Here is a 14,776-nt window from a genome sequence, read left to right as displayed (position 1 = left end):
CGACGCGCGTCCCGACGCGTTCCGACGCGTTCCGTCCCCGAAGGAGAGCCGCATGCCCCAGCTCGACCTGGCGACCCTGCACGAGGCCGTCGCCGCCGCCGTTCCCGACCGCGAGGCCCTGGTCTGGCGCGACCGGCGGCTGAGCTGGAGCGACGTCGCCGAGCGGACGCGGCGGCTCGCGCACGTCCTGCACGGGCACGGGCTCGGCCTGCACGACGGGCGCCCGGCCGGAGCGTGGGAGTCCCCGCACGACCACCTCGCGCTCTACCTGCACAACGGCCCCGAGTACGTGGAGGGCCTGGTCGGCGCGCACAAGGCCCGCGTCGCCCCGTTCAACGTCAACTACCGGTACGTCGACGACGAGCTGGCGCAGCTGTTCGCGGACGCGCGCCCGGCCGCGATCATGTTCCACGCGCGGTTCGCCGACGCGATCGAGCGGGTCGCCAAGCGCCTCGACGCGCCGCCGCTCCTCCTCCAGGTGGCCGACGAGTCCGGCGCCGGCCTGGTGCCGGGCGCCCTCGACTACGAGGCGGCGCTCGCGGCGGCGTCCGCCGATCCGCTGCCCGGCGTCCGGCCCGACGCCGGTGACCTGCACATCCTCTACACCGGCGGGACGACCGGGCTGCCCAAGGGCGTGCTGTGGCGGATCGGCGACCTGATGCTCGGGCCGCTCGGCCTACGCCGCCGCGACGGCTCCCCCCTCGACGACCTGGACGAGGCGGTCGTGAAGGCGCTGCGCAGCGACCAGCGGGTCCTCGTCGGCCCGCCGATGATGCACGGCGCCGGCACCTGGTCGGCGCTCGGCGCCTGGTGCGCCGGCGGCTGCGTGATCTTCCCCGACCGGGTGGACGGCCTGGACGCGGCCGACCTGATGGCCACCGCCGAACGCGAGAAGGCGACCCGGATGCCGCTGGTCGGCGACGCGTTCGCGCGGCCGATCGCGGACGCGCTGGAGCGCCGCCCGCACGACCTCGGCACGCTCCGCACGCTGATCAACTCGGCGGCGGCGGTGAGCCCGGAGGTGAAGCGGCGGCTGCTGGACCTGCTGCCCGGCGTGCGGATCATCGACGTCCTCGGCTCGTCGGAGAGCGGCTTCTCGGTGACCCGCGCCGGCGCGGAGGCGCGCACGTTCGCGATGGCGCCGGGCGGCGCGGTGCTCAGCGCCGACCGGACCCGCAGGCTGGCCCCGGGCGAGGACGAGATGGGCTGGCTGGCCAAGGGCGGCGACGCGATCCCGCTCGGCTACCTCGGCGACCCGGACAAGACCGCCGCGACGTTCCTGACGATCGACGGCGACCGCCTGGTCGTGCCGGGCGACCGCGCCCGGCACCTCGCCGACGGCACCGTCGAGGTGCACGGGCGCGAGGCGACGACGATCAACACCGGCGGCGAGAAGGTGTTCGCCGAGGAGGTCGAGGGCGTGCTGCGCGCGCTGCCCGGCGTCGAGGACGCGCTGGTCGTGGGCCGGCCGAGCGAGCGCTGGGGTACCGAGATCGTCGCGGTGCTGCGCCCGGCGGCGGCCCCGGAGGACGGCGCGCTGCGCGACGGCTGCGCCGTCCACCTGGCCCGCTACAAGATCCCGAAGGCGTTCGTGCGGACCGACGCGCCGCTGCGGCTGCCCAACGGCAAGGCCGACTACGCCGCCGCCCGCGCGCTCGTCGGCTGAACGGGATTCGGGCCGGGGCTGTACGCGGCGGCGTCCGGCACGCGATCCTGGTCGGATGCCCGACCTGCACGGCCTGCTCGCCGACCTCGCCGCCGAAGGCGACTCCCTCGACGCCCTGGTGGCGCCGCTGCCCGCCGCCCGCTGGGCGGACCCGACGCCCGCCGAGGGCTGGACGATCGCGCACCAGATCGCCCACCTGGCCTGGACGGACGGGCAGGCGGTCGACGCGGCGACCGACGCCGACGCGTTCGCCCACCATCTGGAGGAGGCCATCGCGGACCCGGCCGGCTATGTCGAGCGGGGCGCGCGCGAGGGCGCGGCCGGGGACCCGGCGGCCCTGCTCGCCCGGTGGCGGGACGCGCGCCGCGGCATGGTCGAGGCGCTCGCCGACGTCCCGCCCGGCACCCGGCTGCCGTGGTTCGGGCCGCCGATGAGCGTCGCGTCGATGGCGACCGCGCGGCTGATGGAGACGTGGGCGCACGGCGAGGACGTCGCCGACGCGCTCGGCGTGCGGCGCGAGCCGTCGGCGCGGCTGCGGCACGTGGCGCACATCGGCGTCCGGACCCGCGACTTCGCGTTCCGCAACCGGGGCCTGGAGCCGCCCGCCGAGGAGTTCCGCGTCGAGCTGACCGGCCCGGACGGCGAGACGTGGACGTGGGGTCCGGACGGCGCGGCGCAGTCGGTCACCGGGCCCGCGCTCGACTTCTGCCACCTGGTCACCCAGCGGCGCCACCGCGCCGATCTCGCCGTCGTCGCGGCGGGCGCGGACGCGAGCCGGTGGCTGGACGTCGCGCAGGCGTTCGCGGGACCGCCCGGCCCCGGCCGGACGCCCGCGACCAGGTGAGACGGCCGGCAGGGTGAGAGCTTGACCACTACCGGGGCGGCCCGCGTTCGCGCGAGCCGATCTTGGAGATATCTCCGGTATGACAGTTCTCATTGCGTTCGACGGTTCTGACGACTCCAAGACCGCGATCGAGTACGCCGCCCGGCACCTCAAGCCCGAGCCGATCGTGATCCTCAGCGTGTGGGAGCCGCTGCTCACCCAGCTGACGTGGGCGCCGCTCGCCGCGGGCGTGCCGGTCGCCGCCGAGCAGGGCGAGGACGGCAAGTTCGAGGAGGAGAAGCAGGCCGAGGCGCTCGCCCGCAAGGGCGCCGAACTGGCCGAGGCCGCCGGAGCGGCCGAGGTGGCCCCGCGCGCCGAGCGCGGCGGTGGGCCGGTGTGGGCCGCGATCGTCGACGTGGCGGAGGAGGTGAACGCCTCGCTGGTCGTGACGGGTTCACGCGGCCTGGCGGGCGCCCGGTCGATGATCCTCGGCAGCGTGTCGACGCGGGTGCTGCACCACGCGGGACGCCCCGTCCTGGTCGTGCCGCCGCCGAAGGAGGAGGACTAGGGCTCCCCGACGGCGCGCTCGAACGCCGCGTACGCGTCCGCGGTGAACAGCACGAACCGCACGTCCGCGACCTTCGTCTGCGCCGCCCGCACCGTGCCGACCGCGATCCGGGCGGCGTCGTCCATCGGCCAGCCGTAGATGCCCGCCGACACGGCCGGGAACGCGACCGACGCCGCGCCCAGCTCGTCGGCGACGCGGAGCGACTCCCGGTAGCAGGAGGCCAGCAGGCCGGAGCGGTCCTCCGACGCGGCGTGGACCGGCCCGACGGTGTGGATCACCCAGCGGGCGGGCAGTCGGCCCGCCGTCGTCGCGACCGCCTGCCCCGTCGGCAGCCCGCCGCCGTAGTGCGAAGCGCGCAGTTTGCGGCAGTCGTCCAGGATCTCCGGGCCGCCCTTGCGGTGGATGGCGCCGTCCACCCCGCCGCCACCGAGCAGCGACGAGTTCGCCGCGTTGACCACGGCGTCCACGTCCTGCTCGGTGATGTCGCCCCGGACGAGAGTGATGTCCATGCACAGAATTGTCCCCCGCGGCGGGCACGAAACGCACACGGACGGTCTCCGGCGGTACGCTCGTGGCTGGACGGGCCTCCACGGGGCGGTGCGGCTCGTCCGCCCGTCGTCCGGCGGCCACGGGGGGCGGCCCGCGCCGGGGCCGCGCGTGACCTGGATCAGGACTCTGCCTATCCTGCCGTCGAACGACCACAAAGGCGTGACAGTCGTGGAGGTTACCCCCTTGAAGATCTTCCTCGCCGGAGCGGCCGGAGTCATCGGCCGCCGGCTGATCCCGCTGCTCGTCCAGGCGGGCCACGAGGTCGCAGGGACGACGCGCCGCGAGGAGCGCACCGGCTCCATCTCCGCGCTCGGGGCCGCGCCGGTCGTCGTGGACGTCCTGGACGCCGCCGCGATCCGGGCGGCCGTCGCGCGGGCGCGTCCGGACGTGGTCGTCCACCAGCTCACCGACCTGAGCGGTGAGGACTTCGAGGCCAACTCGCAGCTGCGCATCGAGGGCACCCGCAACCTGGTCGGCGCGGCGAAGGAGGCCGGCGTCGAGGCCATGATCGCTCAGAGCATCGCCTGGCTGTACGTGGCGGGCGAGACGCCGGCGACCGAGGCCGACCCGCTGGACTCCTCGCTTCCCCCCTACGCGGGGATCGCGGCGCTGGAGGACGCGGTGGCCGAGATGCCGCGCGGCGTGGTGCTGCGGTACGGGGCGCTGTACGGGCCCGGGACCTGGTACGCGCCGGACGGCGCGATCGCGCAGCGGGTGAAGGCGGGCAGCCTGCGGCTGGCGCCGGCGTGGACGTCGTTCGTGCACGCCGACGACGCGGCCGCGGCGGCGCTGGCGGCGCTGGACTGGCCGGCGGGGCCGGTCAACATCGTCGACGACGAGCCGGCGACGACCGCGGAGTGGCTGCCGGTGTACAGCGCGGCGCTCGGCGCGCCCACCCCGGGCAGCGCGGGCAAGCACGCGGCCACGACGGGCCGTCCGGTGTCCAACGCCAAGGCGCTCGGGCTCGGCTGGAAGCCGCAGACCCCGTCGTGGCGCACCGGCTTCGCCGACACGAAGTGACCTGACGGAGCGGCCCCGGCGGGATGCGACACACCGCCGGGGCCTTCGCCGTGCCCGCGATCGACCGAACCGCCGGGCTCGCGGTCAGCCGAACTGGAACGAGCGCTTCGCCATCCCGAACCAGTAGCCGTCGATCACCGACCGGCGCCCGGACGGGGCGTCGGCGTCGGCGCCGAGCGCCACGAACAGCGGCGCGAAGTGCTCGGTGCGCGGGTGGGCGAGGCGGGCGGCGGGCGCCTTGGCGCGGAAGTCGAGCAGCGCGTCGACGTCGCCGCCCTCGACGGCGGCGTCCGTCCAGGCGTCGAACTCGGCGGACCAGGCGGGCGGCGGGGCGTCCGGGGCGGGGCTCATGGCGCGCAGGTTGTGCGTGGTGAAGCCGCTGCCGACGATCAGGACGCCCTGGTCGCGCAGCGGCGCGAGGGTCCGGCCGACCTCGAAGAGCCGTTCGGGGTCCAGGGTCGGCATGGACATCTGCAGCACCGGGACGTCGGCGTCGGGGTACATCTCCACGAGCGGGACGTAGGCGCCGTGGTCGAGGCCGCGCTCCTCGTCCTGGTGCACGCCGGGGATGAGTTTACGCACGTCATCGGCCAGTTCCGGGGCGCCGGGCGCGTCGTAGCGGACGCCGTAGTAGTGCTCGGGGAAGCCCCAGAAGTCGTAGACGAGCGGCACGGGACGGGTCGCGCCGATCGACAGCGGCGCCTCCTCCCAGTGCGCGGACACCATGAGGATCGCCTCCGGCTTCGGCAGGCCGGCCGACCAGCGGGCGAGTTCGGCGGTCCAGACGGCGTCGTCGGCCAGCGGCGGCGCGCCGTGGCTGAGGTAGAGCACCGGCATCCGGGTCATGGCATCCCCCCACGGAAAAAAGTTCAGATCTGAACCATATCCCCGGTTAGTTGAACATTCAAGTCTTGAGGGTTCAAGTACTCGCGTAAAATGTCGACATGACCGACACGCGGTGGCTCGACGCGGACGAGCAGGAGACCTGGCGCGCCTTCCTGTGGACCTCGCGGCTGCTGAGCGAGGCCCTCGACCGCCAGCTCCAGCGCGACTCCGGGATGCCGCACGCCTACTACATGATCCTGGCGATGCTGTCGGAGTCGCCCGGCCGCGCGCTGACGATGACCGAGCTCGCCGCGATCGTCCACTCGTCGCCGAGCCGGCTCTCGCACGCGGTCAACCGGCTGGAGGAGGCCGGCTGGGTGCGCCGGTCCAAGGACGCCGAGGACCGCCGCACCACCATCGCCGAGCTGACCGACGCGGGCTTCGCCGCGCTGGAGGAGGCCGCCCCCGGCCACGTCGCCGAGGTCCGCCGGCACCTGTTCGACCCGCTCAGCCGCGAGCAGATGACCGAGTTCCGGCGGAGCCTGCACGCGCTGCTGGCCTCCCTCGACCCGCACCGTGAGGCGCCCTGCGCCGAGAAGCGCCCCTGACGCGCCTTCGTTGACTTGCGGCGTGTCGTCCTTATGGAACGGTCCTCAAGGACGACACGCCGCAAGTCAACGGGAGGGCGGCTCGAACTCCACCGCGCGGGACTTCGCGTTTGGGTGCGCGGCGGCGAGCAGGCGCGCGCCCTCCTCGGCCAGCGCGTCGCGCTCCGGCCCGGGGACCGGCGCGAACGGGCTGATCCGCAGCGTCGCCGCGCCGCGCGCCTTCTCGATCTTCCACATGCCGTGGACGAACCCGTCCACCAGGTACGTCGCCCGGACGATGCCGTTGACGGTGAACACCCGCCGGCGGTGCTCCTCGCCGATGATCCGCGTCCGGTCGGCGTGCGAGAGCAGCAGGTTGTCGAAGTCCGGGACGAACCGGACGGGCGCCGGGACGTCCGGGCCGGGGCGCGGCGCGTCCGGCAGGTCGTAGAGCGTCCGGCCGTCCTCGTCCCGGAACACCCGCAGGCCGGACCGGTTCCGCTCGACGACCTCGCCGAGCCGGGTCAGCCCCGACCACTGCTGGACGTCCTGGACGCTCGCCGGCCCGAACGCCTTGAGGTAGCGCAGCACCATCTCGTCCACGGACGGCTCCGGGACCTCGACCCCCTCCAGCCAGGCCTCCAGCGTGGTGTGCCTGGCGAGGCCGGACGCGCCCCAGATCCCGCGCGGCGGGACCTGCGCCAGCGGCAGCGAGAGCCGGACGGCCCAGACCAGGTCGTTGGGGTCGGCGTCCGGCCGGTGCTCGGCGAGGATCTCGCGCAGCTCCTTGTCCGAGCGCGGCCGCTCCTCGAGGATCTTGCGCGCGTACGCGGCGGCGGCCGGCACGCCGGTGAGGGCCGCGCCGCGCGGGCTCCTGAGGTGGTTGTCGAGGATCGGCTGCGTCAGGGGCCGCAGCATCAGCGCGTCGCGGGCGGTGACCAGGTGCAGCGTGCCGCGCATCAGCACGATCCGCAGGAGGCGCCGGTCGGTCATGGGCGCGGCGAGGTCGTCGAAGCCGAACCCGTCGAGCCTGCTCCACAGCCCGATGTGCGGCGGGTTCGGCGCCTGCGACTGCATCCCGACGAGATGCTCGACCGCCTCGACCGCCGGCATCGCGTGCCGCCGCAGCAGCATCTGCCGCGCGAGCAGCGCCCGGTTGAGGGACCTTCGGTCCACGCTAGTCGTCATACCGTCCACGCAGCTCCTGCCAGGCGGGGGCCGGGCCGGGGAGTTCCCCGGCGCCGGCGAGGTGCAGGGAGTCGAGCATCAGCGCCAGGTAGCGGTGCTGCAGCCGGTTCATCCGCTCGTCGCCGCCGATCCGGATGCCGTGCAGGTACTCCAGCAGCACCGACACGTCGCCGACCTCGATGTCGCGGCGGAGCGCGCCGGCGTCCTTCACCCGGTCCAGCAGCCGAGTCGTGGCGAGGTGGATCTCGCGGCCCTTCGCGCTCATGGCGTCGGTGACGGGGAAGCTGCCGGCGAGCCGCATCGTCAGGGAGCCGGCGCCGATGTCCAGGCAGCGGCGCATGAACGCGGCGAACGCCTCCCAGGGGTCGCCCTCGTCGGCGAGCGCCGCCTCGACCTCGGCGAGGTAGCGGTCCATGCCGTCGTCGGCGAGCTTCTGGAGCAGATCCTCCTTGCTCTTGTAGCGGCGGTAGAGGGCGCTGATGCCCACGCCCGCGTGCTCGGCGACGGCCGCGATGGGCGCGCCCGGGTCCGCGGTGAACACCGCCCGGGCCGCCTCCCTGATCAGTTCGTCGTTGCGCGCCGCCTGGGCCTTGCGGCCGCTCATCGGCGCCGGCGTCGTGGTCTCCATGCCGTCCATACTAAGGGAACGAAGAATTCCGTTCTACTGTATCGCGGCGGCGATCGCCCGCACCGCGTCCGCCAGGTCGGACGCGGCCGGCACGCCGTCCGGGTCGACGAGCGCCTGCGCGGCGAGGCCGGCCAGCAGGGCCTGGTAGCAGGCGCCGACCACCTCGGCGCGCCGCTCCCCGAGCGCCGCCGCGCCCGCGCCGAACAGCTCGGCCAGCGCGAGCCGCGCCTCCCGGTTCGCGTCGGGGAACGCGGCGCGCAGCTCCGGCGTCCGCTCGATCTGCGCGATCACCTCGAACTGGATCGCCCACAGCGGGCGCGTCCGCGCGAACGAGGCGATGATCCGCTGCCACGTCGCCTCGAACCGCGCCGCGCCGGACAGCCCCGGCTCCGTCTCGGCGGCCAGGATCCCGGCGATCTCCTCCCCCCACTCCTCGATCGCCCGGCGCAGCGCCGCGCGCAGCAGCTCGTCCTTCGACCCGAAGTGGTAGCCGATCGCCGCCAGGCTGACGCCCGACTCGGTGGCGATGTCGCGCGCGGTCGTGCGCGTGTAGCCCTTGCTCAGCAGGCAGCGCTTCGCGCCGTCCAGCAGGTCCTCGCGATTGCCCATGGGCAGACCCTACCCGAAGACTTAGACGTTCGTCTTAAACGAACGTCTTGCACAATCGTCTTACACGGCTGTACTGTTCACGGCATGAACGAGAACACGACCGTCCTGATCTCCGGCGCCGGCATCGCGGGCCTCACCCTCGCCTACTGGCTGCGCCGCCACGGCTTCGAACCGACCGTCGTGGAGCGCGCGCCCGCCATCCGAGCGGGCGGCTACAAGGTGGACATCCGCGGCGCGGCCCTGACCGTCGCCGAGCGCATGGGCCTGATGGACGAGATCCGCGCACGGGTCACCGGCGTCCGCAGCGGGACGGTCGTCAACGCGGCGGGCCGGCAGGTCGCGAGCATGGACGGCGACACCTTCGGCGGCCGGGTCCACGGCGACGCCGAGCTCCTGCGCGGCGACCTGCACCAGCTGCTCTACAAGAACACCGACGCCGAGTACCTGTTCGGCGACTCGATCGTCGGGCTGACGCAGACCGACACCGGCGTCGAGGTCGCCTTCGAAAGCGGCCTGGTCCGGACGTTCGACCTGGTGGTGGGCTCGGACGGCCTGCACTCGGCCACCCGGGCGCTGGCGTTCGGACCCGAGGAGGAGTTCCTGCGCGACCTCGGCCACCGCATCGCGATCTTCGGCGTGCCGAACCACCTGGGCCTGGACCGCGAGGAGGTCACCTTCATCGGCCCCGGCCGCACGGCCCTCGCCTACAGCACCGGCGACGGCGCGGACGCCAAGGCGATGTTCCTGTTCCGGTCCGGCGAGTCCGACGGGACCGCGGTGCCGCGCGGCCGGGAAGCGCAGGAGCGGGCACTGGCCGCCGCCTACGAGGGCGAGGGCTGGGAGGTGCCGCGGCTGCTGGACGCGATGTCCGCCGCACCGGACTTCTACTTCGACGCGGTCGCGCAGGTCCACATGGACCGCTGGTCGAGCGGGCGCGTCGCGCTGCTCGGCGACGCCGCGTACTGCGCGTCCCCGGCGTCCGGCCAGGGCACGAGCCTGGCGATGGTCGGCGCGTACGTGCTGGCCGGGGAGCTGGCCGCGGCAGGCGGCGACCACCGGGCCGGGTTCGCCGCGTACGAGCGGGAGATGCAGCCGTTCGTGGAGCGGAACCAGAAGCTCGGGCCCGCGAACCTCAAGCGCATGGTGATGCGGACCGCGGGCGCGGTCCGCATGTCGATGGCGATGCTCGGGCTGATGAACCGGATGCCGGGGCGGGAGCGGCTGATGGCGAAGGTCATCGCCCCCATCCACGCCGCCGCCACGGCGATCGCCCTGAAGGAGTACTAGGCCGCGACCGGGCGAGGGGCGCGCAGCGCCTCGGCCCGGGCGGCGATGACGGCGAGCTGGACCGCGATCGAGACGCCGAGGAAGCAGAGCACCTCGCCGACGTGCGGGGGCTCCTGCACGACCAGGACGCCGAGGGCGACCTTGCCGGCGATCATGGCGCCCCACAGGCCGAGCGTCAGGGCGTTGCCCTTGCGCCGGACGCCGCCGTCGGCCTCCCGCCACACCGGCATGAGGACGCCGCGCGCGAGGCCCATGGCCGCGCTGAGCGCGAGCGACCCGGCGAGCAGCTCCCAGTGCGAGGTGTCGGCGGGCCGCCAGTCGGCGAAGGTCGCGATCCCGATGGCGGCGAAGATCAGCGGCTTGCGCAGGTCGTTCGCGAGCCGGCCGACGGCCTGGACGGTCATCTGACGCTGGACCGACCAGGCGACGAGGGCGGCGAGCAGCAGGTACATCATCGGGGGGCTCCTTTATTCCGGTGGCGACATGTCAAAAGTAGAACCTCCAACCACGACATGTCAACTATGGAATGTGGAGCGTCGGTGCGGTCAGCCGCCCGGCGGCTCGAACAGGCGCAGCCGGTGCGCCAGCGCCGCCGCCTCCGTCCGCGACGCGACCCGCAGCTTCGCCAGGATGTTGGACACGTGGACGCCCGCCGTCCGGGCGGAGATGAACAGCTCCTCCGCGATCTGCCGGTTGCTCCGCCCCTCCGCGACCAGCCGCAGCACCTCGGCCTCGCGGCGCGTCAGGCCAAGCCGCCGCGCCGGGTCCGGCAGCCTCGGAACCGGCTCCGGTTCCGGTTCCCTCAGGGAGAGGCGGGCGCGCGCAGCGAGCTGCTCGACGGCCTTGAGCAGCGGTTTCGCGCCGAGCCGCGCGGCGATCGCGGCGGCCTCGCGGCACCGCCCGGCCGCCTCCCCGGGCGGTGCACCGGGCGCCTCGGCCGCCCGCATGAGCGCCTGAGCGAGCGGATACGGCCGGCCGAGCGCGCGCCAGGCCGCGACCGCCTCGTCCCAGCCCTGGTCGCCGGCCTCCGCGCGGAACGAGGCCCGGTACGCGTGCTGGACGGGCCCGATCACCGGCAGCCGCCCGGCCAGGTCGCGCAGCCCGGCCAGGCGTTCGCGGGCGCCGCACTCCGCGTCCGGGTCCGGGTCGGTGGCCGACCAGGCGAGCCGCTCTCCGCACAGCCGCGCGCCGGTCAGCAGCAGCGGCCACGCGAAGCGGGACGTCTCGGGCAGGCCGGGGCCCTCCAGGGCCCGGACGAGGATCGCGTCGGCGGCGGCGAGGTCGCCGCGGGCCATCGCGACCCGGCAGCGCAGATCCTGCAGCGGCAGCCGGAACGCCTTGCCGCCGTAGTGCTCGCCCATGATCGCGTACGCGGCGTCCGCCGCCGCTCCGGCCGCCGCGGCCTCTCCCTGCGCGAGCACGACGAACCCCAGGTTGACCTGCGCGAGCGCACGGAACAGCGGCGGCGGGTCGAGGTCCAGGACGTCCCGGAGCAGGGCGGCGGCCTCGTCCCAGCGGCCGAGCTCCCACAGCGGCTCGGCGCCCTTCGCGGCCAGGCCCGCGCCCTGGTCGCGGTCGAGTCCGGCGCGGCGCGCGGTCTCCATCCCGGCCGCGGCGACGGCGGCGGCCCGCTCGTCCAGGCCCATGCCGTGCAGCGCGTCCGCCTCCGCCATCGCGGCGATGACCAGCGGGACCGCCGACTCCCCCGCGGCCCGGGCGACCTCGGCCGCAGCGGCGATCCGGGGCAGCGCCGCGTCGAGGTCCCCGGCGGCGCCGTCGAGCGACCCGAGCGTCAGCAGCGCCCACGCCCGCACCCGCGCGTCCCCGGACTCGCGCCCGGCCGCGAGCGCCTCGTCCGCCAGCGCCCGCGCCTCGTCCGGCCGCGACATCAGGAACAGCCGGTTGGCCAGCGTCGACAGCGGGCGCCCCCGGACCGCCGCGGGCGCCCCGTCCGGCAGCAGCGCGACGGCCGCGCGTAGGTCGTCGAGGGCCGGGTCGCCGAGCCGGTGGCGGAGCATGCTGCGCAGTTCGAGGAGCAGCGCGGCGCGGCGCGGATCGCGGTCGCGGTCGAGCGCGGCGAGGGCCTCGGACGCCAGGTCGGCGCCCCGCGCCGCCTCGCCCGCCGACAGGCATGCCTCCGCCGCCCGGTGCAGGACGTCCACGCGGTCGACGCCGAGGACGCGTTCCGGCTCGGCCATGCCGTCCCACTGGCGGAGCACGCGTTCGAGGATGCGCAGCTGCTCGGGGTGGGCGTGGACGGCGCGCGCGGAGGCGGCGGCGCGCCACAGCGCGTCGAACGCCTGCTCCTTCTCGCCCGCCGCGCACCAGTGCGCGGCCTCCTCCGCTGCGGCGCGCCCGTCCGGGACGAGGCCGGGGTCGGCTTGCAGGGCGGCGCCTGAACGCTTGTGCAGGCGGGCGCGCGCGCTCGGCAGCGCGTCCTCGTACACGGCCTGGCGTAGGAGCGCATGCCGGAACGCGTAGCCGTCGCCGTCCGCCAAGAGGAGACCGCGGTCCACGGCAGGACGTATCGCGTCCTCTAGGGACAGGTCGTCCAGGCTCGTCACGGCCGTGAGGAACCGGTGCGCCAGACCACCTCCCCATGCCGACGCCACGGACGCGGCGTGCAGCACGCTACGGGACTCCTCCGGCAGCGGACGGAACCCGGCGAGCAGCAGGTCCCGAAGCCGGCGCGGCGTCCCGCCCTGCGCGCCCGCGTCCGCCAGCGCCTCCACGAACAGCGGGTTGCCCTCGCTGCGCCGCGCGATCTCCTCGACGGTGTCGCGGTCCGGCCGGTACCCGAGCCGGCCGGCGACCAGCCCGCCGACCTCGTCGCAGGTCAGCGGTGCGGGCTCCAGCAGGCGGACGCGCGGCGACCGCGCCAGCGCGGTCAGCACCGGACGCAGCGGATGCCGTTCGTCCAGGTCCGTCGACCGGTACGTGCCGACCAGCAGCACCCCGGGCCCGGACAGGTTGTGGACGAGGAACGCCAGCAGTTCGCGGCTCGACGGGTCCGCCCAGTGCAGATCCTCCAGGACGACGGCGAGCGGGCGTTCCCGGGCCGCGCCCTCGACCAGCGTCAGGACGTCCTCGAACAGCCGGGCACGCCCGTACACCGGGTCGGGGTCGTCCGGAGCGGCGCCGAGGACCGGCAGCCAGTGCGCGAGTCCGAGCCGTCCGCCGCCCGGCAGCAGTGCGGCGGCGCGCTCGGCGCCGAGGTCGCGGACGAGCGCGCGCATCGCGGCGATGAACGGCGCGTAGGCGAATCCGCCGGCGGCCTCGAGGCAGTCGCCGCGCACCACGCGCGTCCGGGACGGCAGCCGGGCCGCGAACTCCGCGACCAGCCGGCTCTTGCCGATGCCCGCCTCGCCGCCGACCAGCACGGTCACCGGGCCGGCCTCGCACGCGCGCGCGTACGCGTCCGACAGTGCGGCCAGCTCGGCCGTACGGGCGACGAGAACGGACGCCACCGCACCTCCTGAGCACCCGGTCCGGGAATCTGAAGAACCCGGCCCGCCGGACTACGTATTCCTCTCAATGCGGCATGAGCCGCCTGTCACGACCGTAGAGGTCATGGCATCCGAAAAGCACAGCCGGCTGGGCCTGCCGGTCATCCTCTCAGCGACCTTCATGGTGTCGTTCGACTACATGGTGGTGAACGTCGCGACGCCGTCGCTGCAGCGCGACCTGCACGCCGGGCCGGTCGCGCTCGAACTCGTCATCGCCGGCTACGCCTTCACCTACGCGAGCGGCATGGTGACCGGCGGGCGCCTCGGCGACCTGTTCGGCCACCGGCGGCTGTTCGTCCTCGGCATGGCCGCGTTCACCGCCGCGTCGCTGCTGTGCGGGCTCGCGCAGTCGCCCGTCCAGCTCGTCGCGGCGCGGCTGCTCCAGGGCCTGACCGGGGCGGCGATGGTCCCGCAGGTGCTCGCGCTGATCACCGCCGCGCTCCCCGCCGGGGACCGGCCGCGCGCCATGGCCTGGTACGGCGTCGTCCTCGGCGGCGGGGGCGTCGCCGGGCAGATCGGCGGCGGGCTGCTGCTCCAGGCGGACCTGCTCGGGCTCGGCTGGCGGACGATCTTCCTGGTGAACGTGCCGGTCGGCGCCGTCGCGCTCGTGCTCGCCGCCCGGTCGCTGCCCGGGGCCCGGTCGGACCGGCGGCCCCGCCTCGACCCGGCCGGCGCGATCGGGATCTCCGCCGCCCTCGCGCTCGCGCTCGTCCCGCTCGCGATGGGCCGCGAGCAGGGCTGGCCGGCCTGGACGTGGATCTCGCTCGCCGCGTCCGGCCCGGTCCTCGCCGCGACGCTGCTGTGGGAGCGGCGGCTCGCCCGGACCGGCGGCGAACCGCTGCTCGACCTCGCTCTGTTCCGCTCCCGCTCGTTCGACCTCGGGCTGGCGCTCAACGTCGCGTTCCTCGCCTCGTTCGGCAGCATGAACGTCGTCCTGACGATGCTGCTGCAGGGCGGGCTGCACCTGACGCCGCTCGAAGCGGGCCTGGAGTTCGGGCCGATGGCGGTGCTGACCATGGTCGCCTCCCTGTTCGGCCGCCCGCTCGTCGCCCGGTTCGGGCTGAAGGTGCTCGTCTGCGGGACGGTCGTCAGCGCGCTCGGCGTGCTCGCGTTCGCCGTCGAGCTGCACGCCCTCGGCGGCGGCGTCACCGCCGGGTGGCTGCTCGCGCCGCTCGGCCTGCTCGGGCTCGGCGGCGGGCTGACGCTGCCGTCGGTGATCGGCGCGGTGATGGCCGGGATCCGGCCCGCGCAGGCGGGCGCCGCGTCCGGGGTGCTGAGCACCGCGCAGCAGTTCTCCGGCGCGACCGGCGTCGCGGTGCTCGGCGCGATCTTCTTCGCCGCGCTCGGCGCGCACCCCGGCCGGGCCGCGTTCGCGTCCGCCGCCGAGGCCGCGATCTGGGCCGACTTCGGGCTGACGGTCGCGACCGTCGTCCTCGCCGCGCTGTTCCTGCGGCCCGCGTCCTCGGCCCCGGCCGCCGCCGCCCCGGTGCGGGAGCGGCTCCTCGACAAGCGCGTCTGAC

The 14,776-nt window shown here is 75.0% G+C and carries 14 protein-coding genes; 7 read left to right on the top strand and 7 right to left on the bottom strand.

Translation table 11 applies throughout. The features are described from left to right. Positions 1–52 precede the first annotated feature (52 nt). The 3 genes from J4709_RS23600 to J4709_RS23590 all read left to right on the top strand — a co-directional run bounded on the left by J4709_RS23600 (position 53) and on the right by J4709_RS23590 (position 3,057). Positions 53–1,666 (top strand): AMP-binding protein, encoded by a 1,614-nt coding sequence (locus J4709_RS23600; RefSeq protein WP_208243950.1) that lies wholly within the window; start codon positions 53–55, stop codon positions 1,664–1,666. A 55-nt stretch (positions 1,667–1,721) separates the two neighbouring features. Beyond that, positions 1,722–2,510 (top strand): TIGR03084 family metal-binding protein, encoded by a 789-nt coding sequence (locus tag J4709_RS23595; RefSeq protein WP_208243949.1) that lies wholly within the window; start codon positions 1,722–1,724, stop codon positions 2,508–2,510. A gap of 79 nt (positions 2,511–2,589) precedes the next feature. After that, the gene (locus tag J4709_RS23590; protein ID WP_208243948.1) at positions 2,590–3,057 is read left to right on the top strand and encodes a universal stress protein; all 468 of its coding nucleotides are present in this window, start codon (positions 2,590–2,592) and stop codon (positions 3,055–3,057) included. Here the strand turns inward: J4709_RS23590 and J4709_RS23585 are convergent. Further along, on the bottom strand, positions 3,054–3,566 hold the full coding sequence (locus J4709_RS23585) for an O-acetyl-ADP-ribose deacetylase (protein WP_208243947.1): 513 nt from the start codon (positions 3,564–3,566) through the stop codon (positions 3,054–3,056). The two genes, J4709_RS23590 and J4709_RS23585, sit on opposite strands and share 4 nt — an antisense overlap. 223 nt (positions 3,567–3,789) lie before the next feature. Here J4709_RS23585 and J4709_RS23580 point away from each other — a divergent pair, with 223 nt between their 5' ends. Then, on the top strand, positions 3,790–4,626 hold the full coding sequence (locus tag J4709_RS23580) for an NAD-dependent epimerase/dehydratase family protein (protein ID WP_208243946.1): 837 nt from the start codon (positions 3,790–3,792) through the stop codon (positions 4,624–4,626). Between the two features lie 84 nt (positions 4,627–4,710). Here J4709_RS23580 and J4709_RS23575 read toward each other — a convergent pair whose 3' ends face one another. After that, positions 4,711–5,472, bottom strand: coding sequence for a dioxygenase family protein (locus tag J4709_RS23575; protein ID WP_307801465.1), 762 nt, complete (start codon positions 5,470–5,472; stop codon positions 4,711–4,713). A 98-nt stretch (positions 5,473–5,570) separates the two neighbouring features. Between J4709_RS23575 and J4709_RS23570 the strand changes: the two genes are divergently transcribed. Continuing rightward, a complete protein-coding gene (locus J4709_RS23570; RefSeq protein WP_208243945.1) occupies positions 5,571–6,059 on the top strand; it encodes a MarR family winged helix-turn-helix transcriptional regulator in 489 nt (162 codons plus the stop codon). 66 nt (positions 6,060–6,125) lie between these two features. Here J4709_RS23570 and J4709_RS23565 read toward each other — a convergent pair whose 3' ends face one another. The 3 genes from J4709_RS23565 to J4709_RS23555 are packed head-to-tail and all read right to left on the bottom strand — an operon-like array spanning position 6,126 to position 8,463. Then, positions 6,126–7,214 (bottom strand): winged helix DNA-binding domain-containing protein, encoded by a 1,089-nt coding sequence (locus J4709_RS23565; RefSeq protein WP_307801464.1) that lies wholly within the window; start codon positions 7,212–7,214, stop codon positions 6,126–6,128. Position 7,215: 1 nt separating this feature from the next. Beyond that, complete coding sequence (locus J4709_RS23560) at positions 7,216–7,854, bottom strand: TetR/AcrR family transcriptional regulator (RefSeq protein ID WP_232383925.1); 639 nt, start codon at positions 7,852–7,854, stop codon at positions 7,216–7,218. 33 nt (positions 7,855–7,887) lie between these two features. Further along, positions 7,888–8,463 (bottom strand): TetR/AcrR family transcriptional regulator, encoded by a 576-nt coding sequence (locus tag J4709_RS23555; protein WP_208243943.1) that lies wholly within the window; start codon positions 8,461–8,463, stop codon positions 7,888–7,890. A gap of 84 nt (positions 8,464–8,547) precedes the next feature. Between J4709_RS23555 and J4709_RS23550 the strand changes: the two genes are divergently transcribed. Then, positions 8,548–9,750, top strand: coding sequence for an FAD-dependent monooxygenase (locus J4709_RS23550; protein WP_208243942.1), 1,203 nt, complete (start codon positions 8,548–8,550; stop codon positions 9,748–9,750). Here J4709_RS23550 and J4709_RS23545 read toward each other — a convergent pair. Together J4709_RS23545 and J4709_RS55700 are read right to left on the bottom strand one after the other, a co-directional pair. Then, entirely contained in the window at positions 9,747–10,205 is a 459-nt protein-coding gene (locus tag J4709_RS23545; RefSeq protein WP_208243941.1) for a hypothetical protein, read from the bottom strand. The two genes, J4709_RS23550 and J4709_RS23545, sit on opposite strands and share 4 nt — an antisense overlap. Before the next feature lie 90 nt (positions 10,206–10,295). After that, complete coding sequence (locus J4709_RS55700) at positions 10,296–13,217, bottom strand: ATP-binding protein (protein ID WP_208243940.1); 2,922 nt, start codon at positions 13,215–13,217, stop codon at positions 10,296–10,298. Positions 13,218–13,320: 103 nt separating this feature from the next. Between J4709_RS55700 and J4709_RS23535 the strand changes: the two genes are divergently transcribed. After that, the gene (locus J4709_RS23535) at positions 13,321–14,775 is read left to right on the top strand and encodes an MFS transporter (RefSeq protein ID WP_208243939.1); all 1,455 of its coding nucleotides are present in this window, start codon (positions 13,321–13,323) and stop codon (positions 14,773–14,775) included. The last annotated feature ends 1 nt before the right edge of the window (position 14,776 follow it).

Source organism: Actinomadura violacea (assembly GCF_017573465.1).
GTDB classification, from domain to species: Bacteria; Actinomycetota; Actinomycetes; order Streptosporangiales; family Streptosporangiaceae; genus Spirillospora; species Spirillospora violacea.
The sequence above is the reverse complement of the archived record's forward strand: the minus strand, read 5'-3'. Positions and strand labels throughout refer to the sequence as shown.

Bases quoted from the DNA above. Each gene is read 5' to 3' on its own strand.
- J4709_RS23600 (WP_208243950.1), top strand. From the start codon at position 53: ATGCCCCAGCTCGACCTGGCGACCCTGCACGAGGCCGTCGCCGCCGCC.
- J4709_RS23595 (WP_208243949.1), top strand. From the start codon at position 1,722: ATGCCCGACCTGCACGGCCTGCTCGCCGACCTCGCCGCCGAAGGCGAC.
- J4709_RS23590 (WP_208243948.1), top strand. From the start codon at position 2,590: ATGACAGTTCTCATTGCGTTCGACGGTTCTGACGACTCCAAGACCGCG.
- J4709_RS23585 (WP_208243947.1), bottom strand. From the start codon at position 3,566: ATGGACATCACTCTCGTCCGGGGCGACATCACCGAGCAGGACGTGGAC.
- J4709_RS23575 (WP_307801465.1), bottom strand. From the start codon at position 5,472: ATGACCCGGATGCCGGTGCTCTACCTCAGCCACGGCGCGCCGCCGCTG.
- J4709_RS23570 (WP_208243945.1), top strand. From the start codon at position 5,571: ATGACCGACACGCGGTGGCTCGACGCGGACGAGCAGGAGACCTGGCGC.
- J4709_RS23560 (WP_232383925.1), bottom strand. From the start codon at position 7,854: ATGGAGACCACGACGCCGGCGCCGATGAGCGGCCGCAAGGCCCAGGCG.
- J4709_RS23555 (WP_208243943.1), bottom strand. From the start codon at position 8,463: ATGGGCAATCGCGAGGACCTGCTGGACGGCGCGAAGCGCTGCCTGCTG.
- J4709_RS23550 (WP_208243942.1), top strand. From the start codon at position 8,548: ATGAACGAGAACACGACCGTCCTGATCTCCGGCGCCGGCATCGCGGGC.
- J4709_RS23545 (WP_208243941.1), bottom strand. From the start codon at position 10,205: ATGATGTACCTGCTGCTCGCCGCCCTCGTCGCCTGGTCGGTCCAGCGT.
- J4709_RS23535 (WP_208243939.1), top strand. From the start codon at position 13,321: ATGGCATCCGAAAAGCACAGCCGGCTGGGCCTGCCGGTCATCCTCTCA.